A 15,400-nucleotide genomic window follows, 5' to 3' on the forward strand; every position below is an offset into this window, starting at 1 on the left:
AAAAAAAACGTCTTATTTTTTTAAGCATTCAAGAGAGTATTTTAAGTAAATATAATCGATTAAATTTATTGTAAAAAGTGGTTGTTGTTGTTATTGGTAATTAAGTTAACTACTTTAGCCTGTAACCAAACCCATCAATAACATATTGCTTGCATGGAGCACACTCTCCACAAGGTTTGTCTCCAGAACGATGACAGAACCAAGTAGCGTTTAAAATATCTATAAATCCTTGTTCTTCAGCTTGGCTTTTCATCTCTAACTTAGAAATATAACAAAGGGGAAACCTAACATTTTTAAAAAGTTGTCTTTTTAGGAAGCCCATTTTTTTGGGATTAACCTCCCAGTTTTTTCCACCAGTTTCATCTTTTATCTCAGTCAATTCAGTAATTGAGATTAACTGGTCTCTATCTTCTTTGTGAAAGCACTGTTCTAAATTAGGATACTTTTTTGCTAAACTCGCCAGCCAATAATATTGTTTACCAATACGTTGTCGTTTTTTAATTTGCTTATAAATAAACTTGAGATAAGGGTTTGAAGGAATGTTTTTCCGCTTTATAAATATCGGAGGATGTATAGCGCCTTTAGAGTCTTTGAATCTTTCCTTTATTTTCTTAGTGAGTAATTCAATAGTTTCTATTTCTTTTTGTGCAGACTTTCTATTATGATCTATAACATAAATTGGCTTAATTACGACATCTCTTTGATAAAGCTGAATGATTCTAAAAGTAGAGTCCCAGCCACCAGTCCATAAAGCAAATTGTTCTACACTCATTCTATACGGCTACATTATACTCTCTCAAAGCGTCATTAAGTGATGTTTTTTTATCCGTACTTTCTTTACGTTTTCCAATAATTAATGCGCACGGCACCTGAAACTCACCAGCCTTAAATTTCTTGGTGTAACTTCCAGGAATTACTACAGATCGTGCTGGTACAACGCCTTTTGTTTCAACAGGCTCGTCACCAGTAACGTCAATAATTTTTGTGCTCATAGTCAATACTACATTAGCACCTAAAACAGCTTCTTTTTCCACACGGACTCCTTCTACAACAATACAACGACTGCCAATAAACGCACCATCTTCAATAATTACGGGAGCAGCTTGTAATGGCTCTAGAACACCACCTATACCAACACCACCAGAAAGATGTACATTTTTACCAATTTGAGCACAACTACCAACGGTTGCCCAAGTATCTACCATTGTACCTTCATCTACATAAGCTCCGATATTTACATAACTCGGCATCATAATAACACCTTTAGAAATATAAGCTCCATGTCTTGCGACTGCATGAGGTACAACTCTGATTCCTTTTTCGGCATAATTGCGTTTTAGAGGGATTTTATCGTGATACTCAAAAATACCAACCTCAAAAGTTTCCATTTTCTGAATTGGAAAATATAAAACCACAGCTTTTTTTACCCATTCATTTACTTGCCAACCATCTTTAATTGGTTCAGCAACTCTTAAAGTGCCTTCGTCAATAAGGTTAATAACGCTCTTAATAGCATCAATAGTAACATGGTTAGTTAAAAGAGAGCGATCCTCCCAGGCATTTTCTATAACGGTTTGTAGTTGTTTCATCCAGTAAAAAATTTCGTCAAAGATAAGCCGATATTAAGGCTTCAGAAAATTTTTTCATAAAAATTGTGACCTATAAAAAAATAGTGTGTCTTATATTTGTTAAATCCGATGATTATTTATTTCATAATAATTAATCTGAGAATTTAATTAATAGCTAATTATGAAAACTCCTCTCCCCATAAATTGAGGAGTTTTCTTTTTTTGTGAGAAAAAAGTGACTTAAATAAAATTATTGGGTCTTAAAAAATAATTAACGTGATTTATTTATAGAGGGTAATAAAATCATAGACTTAATTAATAGCTAATTTGAAAACGCTTCTTTTCTTAAGAAGCGTTTTTTTTGTTTATAAGAATTATTTAAAAAAAGTATAGTTAAACTAATCCAAAATTTTCTTTTGAAACATTCTCTAACCTATAACATTCAATAATCATATCTTTGTACCGATGGGAAGAATATTAGCCATAGACTACGGAACAAAACGAACAGGATTAGCTGTTACCGATGAGATGCAAATTATAGCCTTTGGGTTGACCACTGTTAATACCAAAGACCTTATGGTTTTCTTAAAGGATTATATGCTTTCAGAAAAGGTGGATAAATTTGTTGTAGGCGAGCCTAAACAAATGGACAACACAGCTTCTGAGAGCGAAATTTATATTCAGAAGTTTTTAGAGAAGTTAGAAAAAGAAATTCCTAATGTTCCAATTGAACGTGTAGATGAGCGTTTTACTTCAAAAATGGCATTTCAGACGATGATAGATAGTGGACTAAAGAAAAAACAAAGACAGAATAAAGCACTTATTGACGAAATTAGTGCGACGTTGATATTGCAAAATTATTTAGCTTCAAATTCTTAAATAAGAATTGTATTTTTGCATCCGAAAATGAAAAAATCATGATTTTACCAATAGTTGCCTATGGCGATGCCGTACTTAAGAAAAAAGCTAAGGAAATAGATAAAGATTACCCTAAGCTTTCAGAACTTATAGAGAACATGTACGAAACTATGTATGGCGCTTATGGTGTTGGTTTGGCAGCTCCACAAATTGGCTTACCTATTCGTTTGTTTTTAGTTGATACAGAACCGTTTTCTGATGATGAAGACCTATCTGAAAAGGATAGAGAGCAAATGAAAAACTTTAAGAAAACATTTATCAATGCTCAAATATTAGAAGAAGAAGGTGATGAGTGGGCTTTTAATGAAGGTTGTTTAAGCATACCAGATGTAAGGGAAGATGTCTTTAGACAACCAAAGATTAAGATTCAGTATCAAGATGAGAATTTTGAAACGCATATTGAAGAATATGATGGTTTAATTGCTAGAGTTATTCAGCATGAGTACGATCATATTGAAGGTATTTTATTTACTGATAAACTATCATCATTCAAAAAGCGTTTAATAAAAGGTAAGCTTACTAATATTTCAAAAGGAAAGATAAAAATAGATTACAGAATGCGTTTTCCTGCCATGAGTAAAAAACGCTAATTACAATATATATGAGTTTAGATAAAATTTTATCCATTTCAGGAAAACCTGGATTATATCAAATAGTTACACAAACCAGAACAGGTGCTGTTGTAGAATCATTAATTGATAAAAAACGTCTTACTGTTGGTGCACATAGCAACATTAGTATCCTTAGTGAAATTGCTATTTATACCTTAACAGAAGAAGTGCCATTAAGAGAGGTGCTGAAAAAAATTAAGGATAAAGAAAATGGCAAACCAACTTCTATCAGCCATAAGGATGGTAAAGACACTTTAGAAGAATACTTTTTTGAAGTATTGCCAGATTATGACGAAGATAGAGTGTATGCATCAGATATTAAAAAGGTGGTGCAATGGTATAATTTATTACAAACAAATGACCTTTTAGGTGATTTAGAAGAAGAACCTACTGAAGAATCTGACACTTCTGAGGAAGAATAACATGTCTGATAAAACAGCCCAATTAAAAGCTTTTGAGCGTTTGTTGATCATTATGGATGAGTTGCGTGAGCAATGTCCATGGGATAAAAAACAAACGTTAGAATCGTTACGTCATCTTACCATTGAAGAAGTTTACGAACTTGGAGATGCTATTTTAGATAATGATTTAGATGAGGTTAAAAAGGAATTGGGAGATGTTTTACTTCATATTGTTTTCTATGCCAGAATAGGAAGTGAAACCAACGATTTTGATATTGCAGATGTATGTCATAGTATCTGCGATAAGCTTGTGGATCGTCATCCGCATATTTACGGAGATGTAAAGGTTGAAAATGAAGAAGATGTTAAGCGCAATTGGGAGCAACTAAAGCTTAAGGAAGGTAAGAAAAGTGTGCTTGAAGGTGTGCCAAAAAGTTTACCAGCTATGGTTAAAGCTAATCGCATACAAGATAAAGTTGCTGGAGTTGGTTTTGATTGGGAGCATCCTGAACAAGTTTTTGAAAAGGTAGAAGAGGAGCTAGCAGAGTTAAAACTAGAAATTACAAATGGAAACAAAGATGCTATAGAAAGTGAATTTGGTGACGTTTTGTTTTCTATGATAAACTATGCACGTTTTCTCAAAGTAAATCCAGAAAACGCTTTGGAACGCACCAACAAAAAATTCATTAAACGCTTTCAATATCTCGAAAGTAAAGCTAAAGACCTAAATAAATCCCTAAAGGATATGACACTATCTGAGATGGATGTCTTTTGGGAGGAAGCGAAATCACTTTAGTTGTTTCTCGTCATTCCGCAGTGTCCCGCTGAGCGTAGTCGAAGTGTGACGTGGAATTTACTTTTATACTTTTTTAAATTCCTGCCTTGCACCTTCGCTAAAGCTATGACGACACATGGACGCAGGAATGACAAAAGGTATAGATCTGTTAAAAATTTCTAAAAATTTAAAACCAAACATCCAAACAGAATTTTCGTACGTAAATAGAATATATAAAAGCAAAAAACGTTTTTATAATCTTAGTAGGAGATCTTAATTATTATTTAAGCGGTTGTAATTAAGGTTAATTTAGTTTAGTTAGGGCAAAACCCATCTGTAAGGAACAGATGGGTTTTGATTTATTCCGTACTTGATACGGAATCTTTTTATTGAAATCACTCGTTGCAAACGAGCGCTAGCGAATGTTTTTTATTTTTTTTAAGAATACATACCACGAAGTTTGCTCAACTTTTCTTTCCAGGTTTCTAATTCTTTTTTGTGCTTTGCAATGTTTTTATGAACATCCTTAACCAATGGATTATCAGATTCTACATTAGAGAAAAACTGTAAATTGTTTTCCAATTGGTTAATCTCAGATTTTACCTCGCTTATTCTTTTGCGAATAAAGTTTTGCTCATTATCAAGCAATCTGGTGTCATTATCGTCATTGGCTAAATTTTCAAGCTTGCTTTCAAATTTTACCATTTCTAATTTAGACTTTTCCATTTTTAATTTGTCAAAAGCTTCATCAATGGCTTTGTAGAATTTGCCATCTATGTAGCGTTTGTTTTGCGGAACGTATCCTATGGATTTCCAGTCCGCAATTTTAGTTTTTAAAGTCTCAACATCAGCTTTGTTATCTCCACTAAGCTCTAAAGTTTTTAGCTCGTCTAGGAGTTTTACTTTTTTGTCAAAAGCATCATACAAATGCTGGTTTTCAGCTTTACGTTCAGCATGCATTCTGTCAAAATAATGATTACATGCAGCTTTAAATTGCTTCCAAATCTTATCACTATCGCGTCTTGGTACATGACCAATTTTTTTCCAATCGTTCTGAATTTTCTTCATCAACGGAGTTACAACTGCAAAATCCTCACTGTCTTTGTTTTCTTCAGCAATTTTAATAAGTTCTTTCTTTTTCTGAAGATTTTCGTATTGGTCTTTTTTAAGTTCCTTGTAGAATTTATTTTTTCCACGGTTAAAGGTTCTAACTGCATCTTTAAATTTAGACCAAGTTGCTTCGTTTACTTTTAAAGGAACTTTGCCTGCATTAAAAAATGCTTCGCGTAAAGCTTCAACTTCTTTTATTTTCTTCTGCCAAGCACCATGAGAATTTGCTTTATCCTCAGCAATAACTTGTATTTTTGAAATTATATCTTCTTTCTTTTCAAGGTTTTTTTCGTAAGCTTTGTCTAAATCAGCATAATATTCCTGACGTTTGTCATGTATGGTTTTAGTAGCATTACTAAAACGTTCCCAAATGTCTTCTCTGTGTTCTTTTGCCACAGGCCCAAGCTCTTCTTTCCAAAGTTTATGAAGTACTTGTAGCTCTCTAAATGAACGGTTGATATTGTCATCTTTAGCAAGTTCTTCCGCACGTTCTATGATTTTTAACTTTTGCTCATAGTTGTGCTTAAAGTCCATATCTCGCAAATCATTATTGAGGTGCAAAAAATCATAGAAACGTTCTACATGGTGATGATACGTGTTCCATGCATTATTGTACTTGTCTCTAGGAATTGGACCAGCATTACGCCACTTCTCCTGTAGTTCCTTAAAGTGTTTGTATGTGGTGTTGATGTTTTCTTCAACATTCAGTAAACCTTTAATTTCCTCAATTATGGCTAACCTGTTTTCTAGATTTTGCTTTAAATTTTGTTCACGCTCTTTGTAATATGCGTTGATAGATTGCTTATAATCTTTATAAAGCTGGTTGAACAGTTTTTTTGTATCGTTGGTATAATAGAAGTCAATTTCATTACCACCATCATTTATAAACTCTTCTTTTTTCTCGTCGAGTAACTCACTAAACTTAGAATTAAATTCAGATTTAATTTCATTGACCTGTTTAGATATGGTCTGGATTTTATGGTGTTTTAAAAGACGGTTGAATTCCGTTGCTAAATCTTGCATAGACATAGCATGATAGTCCTTTTCTTCTACCTCATGACGCTCAGCATTTGACTCATCTTCTGCATCTTCTGCAATTGAAGAGTCGATTTCATCTACGTAATCGTCATCTTTTGCTTTGGTTTCTGTTTCAGTTACTTCAGCATTTGCTGAATCTTCTGCCGTTACCTCAGTTGCTTCTGTATCAGCTTTAGTTTCAGAAACCGTTTCTTCTTTTGGAGTAGGTTGTTTCGTTTCTACTTCGTTTTTTCCATCTGCTTCTTGCAGGTTATCATTCTCAGACATATGTCAATAATTTTTAATAGGAGGTTAAAGATACTAACAACTCGTTGAAATACAAAGGAAATAGAGGGTTTGCTAAATATTAAGACTTATTCCAGATCTTCCAAGATTTTTCTGCTTGTAATTTTAACATTTCTAACCCATTGATTGTTGTTGCTCCTTTTATGTCTCCACAACTCAAAAATTTTGTTTGTTCTGGGTTGTAGATAAGGTCGTATAGAATGTGCTTTTCTGTGATAGCATCGTAAGGAATATCTGGACAAACATTAACATTTGGAAATGTCCCGATAGGTGTACAATTTATAATAATGCTGTATGAAGAAATGATGTCTTCTGTTAAATCTGAATACAAAAATTTAACACCTTCTTTTTCTGAACGAGACACATAATCATAGCTAATCTTTAATTTTTTTAAGGCATGAGCAATAGCTTTTGATGCTCCTCCTGTGCCTAAAATAAGTGCGCGTTTATGGTATTTCTTTAAGTGTGGTTGTAATGATTTCTTGAAACCATAATAGTCTGTGTTGTAGCCGATTAATTTTTGGTAACGTGTAATTCTTATAGTGTTTACTGCACCAATCTTACGAGCACGTTTATCCAAATCATCTAGTATCGGAATTACATCTTCTTTATAAGGAATTGTAACGTTTAGTCCTTTTAAGTTCTCAGTGTTTCTGATGATAGCATCTAGTTCGTCAATAGATTGTAAATCGAAATTGACATAAGAATGTGGTAAATCTTCTTGCTTAAATTTTTTAGCAAAGTAATCACGTGAAAAAGAGTAGGAGATATCTCTACCTACTAATCCGAACTTAAATTTTGATTTGTCTTGTGCGTTGTCCATACCATTCCAATCCTAAAACTATTAAGATTCCAAGGGCAATATAAGCAATTGCAATATAAGTTTCGGTGGACGCTTCAGGGAAAAATCGTTGGTAATTTTCAATGACTTGTTTTCCAGTGGAATCTAAAATAAAAGCTCCTTCAGAATTAGCTTTATAAATGGTTTCTTTCCATGGCCAAACCACTCCTAAAGAGCCAATAATAAAACCCATTATGGTTGCAAGAGTGATTTTTTTGTAGTGCTTGAGGATATAATTTAAGATATGGGAAAAGGTAACCAAACCTGTTACAGAACCTAATGTAAATACTCCAAGAACCTTCAACATTCTTATTCTTGCTTCGTTTTTAATAAATTCAAAATTACCACTAAAAACTTCAGTAATTGTATCGTAGAGTGCGTTTACAGAATCTACAAGCAGTAACACATAATTCCCCAATAAAATAAGAATAAAAGACCCGGAAAAACCTGGAAGCGTCATGCCTGAAACACTAATAATTCCACAAAAGAAAACAAAAAATAAATTGTCATTTTCCTTGGCAGGATCTAAAAAACTTATGCTAATTCCAACAGCAGCACCCAAAATCAGTGCTATAACGGTTTTTCTATTCCAAGCTTTAAAATCTTTACTGATATAGTAAATAGAGCCTAAAATCATTCCGAAAAATGTACTCCAAACATATAATTGGTAATTAACTATGAGGTAATCGAGAATTTTAGACACACTAAAATAACTCACCACCATACCCAAGAACAGTAAACTTAAAAACTTACCATTGATGTAACGGTAGAAGCTTTTAAAACGACCGTTAAACAAAAGTTTAAATGCTGTTTTGTTAACACGTTGAAGTGAGTAAATAAATTCTTGATAAAAGCCTGCAACAAAAGCGACTACACCACCAGAAACGCCAGGAACTTTATTGGCGGCTCCCATAGCCAAACCTTTAATGACCAAAAATATACGATCCTTAAGGGTTCTGGTACTTTGCATTAAAGGCTGTTTTTTTGATTGCCCAAGCGTTCCAAGATCAGAATGGTAAAAAAGCCTACAATCATTAGGATAATGGCATATAGAACCTGTGGTTCTCCACTAAAATCAGTTGGTAAAACACTTTCTTCCTTAAATGGTACCTTAAGACCTTCAGAGTCCGTTCTCCAAGAAAGTACGCGTTTCCATGGCCATACTTTATTGAGAGACCCTATAATAAAACCCGATAACAATGCCAAGGTTGCATTGTGGTAGTTTTTGAAAAGCCATTTTAAAACTCTGCTGAATGATAATAAACCGATAATTGCTCCTGCTATAAAAATGGCTAAACGTTTAAAATCGAAATCGTGTATGGCATCGCTGAGTGTTTTGTATGCTCCAAGGACGACTAAAATAAAAGATCCTGAAATACCAGGAAGTATCATAGCACATATAGCAATGGCTCCTGCGAAAAAGAGGAAGAGGCTACTATTACTATTTCCCATCGAAGGTAAGGTGGTAATATAAAAAGCAATTAAAGCACCAACTATTATAGCAACTAGCGTTAAAATTCTCCATTTTGTGATCTGCTTGGCAACATAATAAATACTCGCAACAATAAGCCCAAAAAAGAAAGACCAAATCAAAACAGGATGGTGCTCTAGAAGGTATTTGGCAAGTCGCATAAATGTTACAAAACTGACAATAATACCAGATAATAAAGCTAAAAGAAAACTACCGTTGGCTGCTTTCCAGAAGGTCTTAAAACCTTCTTTTCTCCAAACCGTTATCAGTGATGGTTTTATGTTACTGATAGTAGTTATTAGTTCTTCGTATATGCCAGAAATAAATGCTATGGTACCACCAGAAACTCCAGGAACCGCATCTGCCGCTCCCATGGCTATACCTTTAAAAGCTATGATGAAGTAGTCTAAAAAACGTCTTTGCATTCCTTTAAAATATAAGAAACGCTAAGGTATGGATTTTTTTAGTTTGAAGGCTTTTTAGATTCTGAAATTATAGCTTTAACCATTTGCCTTTCATTAAGTCTTGGAAATAATTCTGAAATGATAAAACTATAATCTGCATTAAGTCTTACTGCATTTTTTAAGTGAAAGCGTCCTTCTTCCGATTGGTGTGTTGTGAAGTATAAACCACCAAGGCGGTATTCTATTTCGGCATTTTCTGGATAGAATTCCGCAGCCTGAATCAAATTAAAAATAGCAGCTTCGTATTCGCCTAAAGCTATTAAAATATCACTTCTATTTAGCCAAGTATCTAATTCGTAATTGCCAAGCTCTAAGGTACGTTTGTATCCTATTTCGGCTTCTTCAAGAAAATTTAAGCGCTTGTTGATCGTTGCAAAAAGTTTCCAGTATAATACGTTTTCACCATCAATATTTACAGCTGTATTAATGTATTCTAGCGCTTTTTGATAGTTTAAGCGCTTCATGTAAAATTTGGTGATTGCAATCCAACCTTTGTCTAACAACACGTCTTCTTCTACAGTTTTCTTAAAGAATTGTATTGCCATATCTTCTTGGTTCAATTTGTCATAGCAATGACCTATACGCAATAAGGCAAACGAAGTAGGCTCATCTAAAGCTAAAGTGATTTTATAGTTTTCTATAGCTTCTTCATAGTGTTTTAATTTTTCTAACACTTTACCTTTTTCAATGTAAGCACTTACAAAGGTATCGTCTGATATAATAGCAAAATCAAAAGCTGCATTTGCTTTGGCATAATCTTTTATGGTAAAATATTGACGACCCAATTGGTGCCAAGCTACTTCGCAATACGGATGGCTATCTAAAAATTCATTAAGGTAAGTAATGGCCTCTTCATTTTGATTTAAAAAATCATAGCAATAGACAATGTTGTGTAGTGCAGAATAATCAGATGTATCAGTTTCTAAACACTTTTTAAAATAAATGATAGCATTTTCAAACTGGTCTAAGAATAAATACTCCATACCAACCAAAGCGTAAAGATCAGCATCGTCTTCTGGTGTGCTGGACATGTCTATAGCAATAAGAAGTGTATCTATAGCTTTTTCGTGTTCATCTTGTTTTGATAAAACATTAGCTTTTTGAATAAAAATTTCCTCATTATGAGGTTCCAATTCATGAAGCATATCCAATATATCGTCAGCCTCGGAAAACTTGTTTTCAATCACCAATATTTCAACCTTAAATAATCTCAGGCTAATTGAAGTAGGGTGTTGCTCTAGCCCTAATTTAATAGCCCTTTTTGCTAAAGCAATTTTACCATTTTCGAGATAGTGGTGGATGATATTTTCAAATTCACTTGAATCAAAAAACAAAATATCATTTGTCTTAAGCATGGATTCAAATCTGGTAAGCGGAAAGTTTTCGTCGTTCTGACTGTAATTCATAAGCGGTTTAATGATTCACGCAAATAAAATTACTCTTATCGTTTGCACTTTGTCGATTTTTGGAGTAATGTTTTTAACAAATTAATTAACATTGAAACAACACTTTACTTAAGGTGTGGTTTGTGTATTGAAAATCAATATGTTAAATTGTTTGAAATATAATTAAATAGAATCTAAAATTGAAGTTATTATCTTACAACCTTCAATGATTTCATTATTAGAAATTGTTAATGGAGGCGTAATTCTGATAGCCTTAGGCTCAAAAAGCAACCAAAATAGAATCAATCCTTGGTCTTGAGCGCGTAAAATTATCTCATTTGCCATTTCCGAAGTCTCAACTAAAGCAGCTAACATTAACCCTTTTCCTCTAATAGATTTAATATGCTTATGCTGAAGGTGCTTTCTTATGAGTTGTTCTTTTTCTAAAGCTTCAGTCATGAGGTTAGAGGTCGTAATTTCCTTTAACGTGGCAAGAGCTGCTGCAGCTATTACAGGATTACCACCAAAAGTTGTGATGTGTCCCAATTTTGGATTATCACTCAAAGTAGCCATCATTTCTTTTGATGTCGTAAACGCACCAATTGGCAAGCCACCTCCTAAGCCTTTACCAGTTACCACTATATCTGGTTGGCAGTTGTAGTTTTCAAAACCAAATAGCTTACCTGTTCTGCCTATTCCAGGCTGAATTTCATCTAAAACAAAAACAGCACCAACCGCATTGCAACGTTCCTGTACTTTCTTTAAGTAATTATTTGTAGGTTCTATAAAACCTGCACCACCTTGTATGGTTTCAAGTATAACAGCCGCTGTGTTTTTGGTTATTTGAGCTAGGTCGTTTTCGGCATTAAATGTAATGTGCTTTATATCTGGTATAAGAGGTAAAAAAGGGGTTTTGCGTTCTTCATAGTCCATTAAACTCAATGAACCCATAGTGTTGCCATGATAAGCATGTTTTGCAGCAATAATTTCGCTTCTGCCAGTATATCTTCGAGCTAGTTTAAGGCTACCTTCTATGGCTTCAGTGCCAGAGTTAACCAAATATGTGGTTTCTAAAGGTGCTGGTAAATGTTTTGCTAATAATTTTGAAAGCTCAACTGAAGGCTCTTGAATATATTCACCATAAACCATAACATGAAGGTACTTCTCCAATTGGTCTTTTACAGCGCTAACTACTTTAGGATGTGAATGGCCTAAACTGCAGGCAGACACTCCAGCAACAAAATCCAGATAAGCGTTACCAGATTTATCATAGATATATGAGCCCTTAGCATGGCTAACTTCCATAGCTAATGGATGTGGTGTTGTCTGTGCCTGATATTTAAAAAAGTCGCGTTGCAATTATTGACCTTCTTTTTCTTTTGTTTCTTTTGATGCTTCAGCTGGTTTTGCTTTTGGCTTTTTTGGTACTGAAGGAGGTGCTTCTGTAGGTAAATTTCGAGCCGCCTTGTTAGGTTTGTTTGGCGTGGATTTACCTGCTTCTTCTACACGTTCGTTTACACTATCGTCAACAAACTCTTCTGGTGGAACATAGTCTTCAAGTCCTTTTATTTTAGGTAATTCTAAAGGAGGGTCGTCTTTAAATAAGTCTTCAACAGACATTGGTTGTTCTTCACCTCTCCAATCAAAACCTCTGAGTCGTCTTCCGCTTTTAGGAAATTCAGATTCTGGAAAAATATTTCCATCTATTTGATTGATGAATCGGACTTCCTCAATGGCTTTTTCAATAATTTGAATGTTAATACTTCCGGACTTCGATTTCTGAATTCCGATTAATTCATTTTTATCATTTCGCATATAGCGAATGGTTTCAGCATTTTTAATGATGTCCACATTATAGAGTTCATTGTCTCTAAACAAACCAATAAGGCGTTGCCCTTTTATTTGATTATAACCATCTTCACTTAGCGTGTCTTTACTAACCAAAAAAGCGTTATTGAATACTTTTAATGAATCTAGTTTTTCAGTTTCTACATTGGAAATCAAATGAATAGTATCTCCTGTCATTTGATTACCTAAGTTCCACAACACAGGTTTTCGTTTTGTAGCAAAAGCATCTGTAGAGTTAAAACGATTTAGGTTTATAAGTTTTGTTAATCCTGTTTGGTGGTCAACGTGAATGGAATCTGCCTTTCCTGCTAAATCACTTTTGTATAATCTGGCATTGTAATAAGCTCTTGTAATACGGTTATCTTCTTTGCCAGTGACCATTAAGGTATCCGCATGCAAATACACCGAATCTTTTTCTTGCACTGTAATTGCTAAAGCGCGTTTAGTGATAAATAAAGAATCTTTATTGCGCCAAACTTCGGCATAATGGCCTCTAACAATACTGTTATTTATGGTGTCTGTAACGGTTATGTTATTTGTAGCAGAAGCAAAACTTTTGTCACGATCAAAATAAAGACTATCTCCTTCTACAATTCTGTTTTCGTAATAAATTTTAGCGTTGCGTTGAAAATGACCTGTATTGCTTTTGGTGTCGTAAAAACCACGTTCGGTATATATTTTATTTTGTTCACCAACGATGGTTGAAGGTCCAAATAAGTACGCATGACCATTATCAGGAAAAAAATCGAGACGTTCAGTATTAAGGGTGTAATCTGGATTTACCAAAACAACATCTTGAGTGAATTGGTACTTTTTGGCATTCATATAATAACGTCCAATTTGGCTAGTAATCGTACCAGAAGAGTCTCTTACAACCTTACCTGTGGTATTGTAATATGCTAATTGTCGGTTTCTGTCAAAGTAAAGCTTGTCTGTTGTTAATGTAGATTGTGGTTCGGTTAGCACAACATCGCCTTGGGCAAAAGCCAGTTGCGTTTTACCGCTATATTCCACATATTTAGAAACCATATTTATGGTATCTCCTTGCTTCATTACCACATTGCTAAAAGCTTCTATAAAATCTTGATCTTCGTAATAGATAGCTTTATCGCACCACATGTTTACACCTTTGTGCTTAAAATGAACTTGCTGTGACTCATCACGTAGAAAAACAAATGCACCTTCTTCGATCTCTGGATTAGAAGAAGCAATACCAGCATATTCTATGGTAATTCTTTGTTTTTCTTGTGCAAAGCTGAGTGCAGATATGCTCAGAAAAAGTATAAAAAGTAGATTCTTAAAACTATTCAAAACCAAATGTTTTTTACAAAGTAACACTTATAGATTTGCTTTAGTATGGGTTAACAGTTTTTTTAACAGAATCTAATGATTTTACTATAACTCTTTCCTAACAATCGTCTGCTTTCGGTCTGGACCTACAGATACAATCGTTATCGGTATGTTAAGCTCATTTTCTAAAAACTCAACGTATTCGTTGAATTCTTTTGGCAATTGTGAAGCTTCAGTCATTTGTGTTAAATCCTCTGACCAACCTTTAACTTCGGTGAAAATTGGCGTTACATTTTCTGCTTCAATATTATATGGTAAATGCGAAATTTCTTCACCTTTATATTTGTAAGACGTACAAACTTTTAGGGATTTAAAACCAGAAAGTACATCTCCTTTCATCATTATTAATTGTGTAACTCCGTTGACTTGACAAGCATAACGTAAGGCTACTAAATCTAACCAACCACAACGTCTTGGACGACCAGTAGTTGCTCCAAACTCATGACCAACACGAGCCATAGTCTCGCCATCCTCATCGAACAATTCTGTTGGAAAAGGACCAGACCCAACACGCGTTGTGTAAGCTTTAAAAATTCCGAAAACATCACCAATTTGGTTTGGTGCAACACCTAAACCAGTACATGCACCAGCAGCTGTGGTGTTTGATGATGTTACAAATGGATAGGTTCCAAAATCGATATCTAATAAAGAGCCTTGTGCTCCTTCTGCCAAAATAGTTTTTCCAGATACTTGTGCTTGGTGTACAAACTCTTCAGAATCAATAAATTTTAAAGATTTTAAAGTTTCAATTGCAGCAAAGAAATCAGTTTCTAACTCTTTTAAATCGTATTGAATATCTACGTTGTAGAAGTCAATCATAGCTTCGTGCTTGTCGGCTAAAGCTCTGTATTTTGTTTTCCAATCGGCGAGCTCAATATCTCCAACTCTTATGCCATTTCTACCAGTTTTGTCCATGTAAGTTGGGCCAATACCTTTTAGTGTAGAACCTATTTTTGCTTTTCCTTTTGAAGCTTCACTAGCAGCATCCAATAAGCGATGCGTAGGTAAAATAATATGTGCCTTGCGCGAAATACAAAGGGATTTTTTATAATCAACATTTTGCTCATCTAATTTCTCTAGTTCCTTTTTAAAAATAACAGGATCTATAACCACACCATTACCAACAAGGTTTACAGTGTCGTTGTGAAAAATTCCTGAAGGGATGGTATGCAACACATGTTTTTTGCCATTAAAAACCAAAGTGTGTCCTGCGTTTGGGCCACCTTGAAAGCGCGCAATAATATCGTATTTAGAGGTAAATACATCGACAATTTTTCCTTTGCCTTCATCTCCCCATTGTAATCCAAGTAGTAAATCTACTGCCATTTTTAAAAA

14 protein-coding genes are annotated in these 15,400 nt (G+C 34.2%); 4 read left to right on the forward strand and 10 right to left on the reverse strand.

Annotated elements, in window-relative coordinates; genetic code table 11:
* Window positions 1-109: 109 nt before the first annotated feature.
* Both ACFFGA_RS12500 and ACFFGA_RS12505 read right to left on the reverse strand, forming a co-directional pair.
* Window positions 110-772 carry a hypothetical protein gene (locus tag ACFFGA_RS12500; RefSeq protein ID WP_386064545.1) on the reverse strand — a complete coding sequence of 221 codons (663 nt, stop codon included), beginning with the start codon at window positions 770-772 and terminating at the stop codon, window positions 110-112.
* Between the two features lies 1 nt (window position 773).
* Window positions 774-1,589, reverse strand: a complete 816-nt coding sequence (locus ACFFGA_RS12505) for a 2,3,4,5-tetrahydropyridine-2,6-dicarboxylate N-succinyltransferase (protein WP_386064547.1) — start codon at window positions 1,587-1,589, stop codon at window positions 774-776.
* A 444-nt stretch (window positions 1,590-2,033) separates the two neighbouring features.
* On the opposite strand from ACFFGA_RS12505, the gene ruvX reads away from it, so the two are divergent.
* From ruvX to mazG, 4 genes are read left to right on the forward strand one after another with little or no spacing between them, the layout of a single operon-like run.
* Window positions 2,034-2,447 (forward strand): Holliday junction resolvase RuvX, encoded by a 414-nt coding sequence (gene ruvX / locus ACFFGA_RS12510; protein ID WP_386064549.1) that lies wholly within the window; start codon window positions 2,034-2,036, stop codon window positions 2,445-2,447.
* A gap of 38 nt (window positions 2,448-2,485) precedes the next feature.
* Window positions 2,486-3,076, forward strand: a complete 591-nt coding sequence (gene def, locus ACFFGA_RS12515; protein WP_386064551.1) for a peptide deformylase — start codon at window positions 2,486-2,488, stop codon at window positions 3,074-3,076.
* 11 nt (window positions 3,077-3,087) lie between these two features.
* Window positions 3,088-3,519, forward strand: coding sequence for a DUF5606 family protein (locus ACFFGA_RS12520; RefSeq protein WP_386064552.1), 432 nt, complete (start codon window positions 3,088-3,090; stop codon window positions 3,517-3,519).
* Window position 3,520: 1 nt separating this feature from the next.
* Entirely contained in the window at window positions 3,521-4,294 is a 774-nt protein-coding gene (gene mazG / locus ACFFGA_RS12525; protein ID WP_386064554.1) for a nucleoside triphosphate pyrophosphohydrolase, read from the forward strand.
* Window positions 4,295-4,711: 417 nt separating this feature from the next.
* Here the strand turns inward: mazG and ACFFGA_RS12530 are convergent, their stop codons facing one another.
* The 8 genes from ACFFGA_RS12530 to ACFFGA_RS12565 all read right to left on the reverse strand — a co-directional run bounded on the left by ACFFGA_RS12530 (window position 4,712) and on the right by ACFFGA_RS12565 (window position 15,391).
* The gene (locus tag ACFFGA_RS12530; RefSeq protein ID WP_386064556.1) at window positions 4,712-6,688 is read right to left on the reverse strand and encodes a DUF349 domain-containing protein; all 1,977 of its coding nucleotides are present in this window, start codon (window positions 6,686-6,688) and stop codon (window positions 4,712-4,714) included.
* A gap of 79 nt (window positions 6,689-6,767) precedes the next feature.
* Window positions 6,768-7,529 (reverse strand): shikimate dehydrogenase family protein, encoded by a 762-nt coding sequence (locus tag ACFFGA_RS12535; protein WP_386064558.1) that lies wholly within the window; start codon window positions 7,527-7,529, stop codon window positions 6,768-6,770.
* Window positions 7,498-8,517 carry a DUF368 domain-containing protein gene (locus tag ACFFGA_RS12540; RefSeq protein ID WP_386064560.1) on the reverse strand — a complete coding sequence of 340 codons (1,020 nt, stop codon included), beginning with the start codon at window positions 8,515-8,517 and terminating at the stop codon, window positions 7,498-7,500. The genes ACFFGA_RS12535 and ACFFGA_RS12540 overlap by 32 nt, the downstream gene beginning before the upstream one ends.
* Entirely contained in the window at window positions 8,517-9,443 is a 927-nt protein-coding gene (locus ACFFGA_RS12545) for a polyprenyl-phosphate transporter (RefSeq protein WP_386064562.1), read from the reverse strand. The genes ACFFGA_RS12540 and ACFFGA_RS12545 overlap by 1 nt, the downstream gene beginning before the upstream one ends.
* Window positions 9,444-9,481: 38 nt before the next feature.
* Window positions 9,482-10,888, reverse strand: coding sequence for a tetratricopeptide repeat protein (locus tag ACFFGA_RS12550; RefSeq protein ID WP_386064563.1), 1,407 nt, complete (start codon window positions 10,886-10,888; stop codon window positions 9,482-9,484).
* A gap of 162 nt (window positions 10,889-11,050) precedes the next feature.
* Window positions 11,051-12,226, reverse strand: a complete 1,176-nt coding sequence (locus tag ACFFGA_RS12555) for an aspartate aminotransferase family protein (protein WP_386064565.1) — start codon at window positions 12,224-12,226, stop codon at window positions 11,051-11,053.
* Window positions 12,227-14,026, reverse strand: a complete 1,800-nt coding sequence (locus ACFFGA_RS12560) for an OstA-like protein (RefSeq protein WP_386064567.1) — start codon at window positions 14,024-14,026, stop codon at window positions 12,227-12,229.
* Window positions 14,027-14,110: 84 nt separating this feature from the next.
* Window positions 14,111-15,391, reverse strand: a complete 1,281-nt coding sequence (locus ACFFGA_RS12565; RefSeq protein WP_386064569.1) for an adenylosuccinate synthase — start codon at window positions 15,389-15,391, stop codon at window positions 14,111-14,113.
* Window positions 15,392-15,400 lie beyond the last annotated feature (9 nt).

It is taken from the genome of Winogradskyella pulchriflava, assembly GCF_042434315.1.
GTDB lineage: Bacteria > Bacteroidota > Bacteroidia > Flavobacteriales > Flavobacteriaceae > Winogradskyella > Winogradskyella pulchriflava.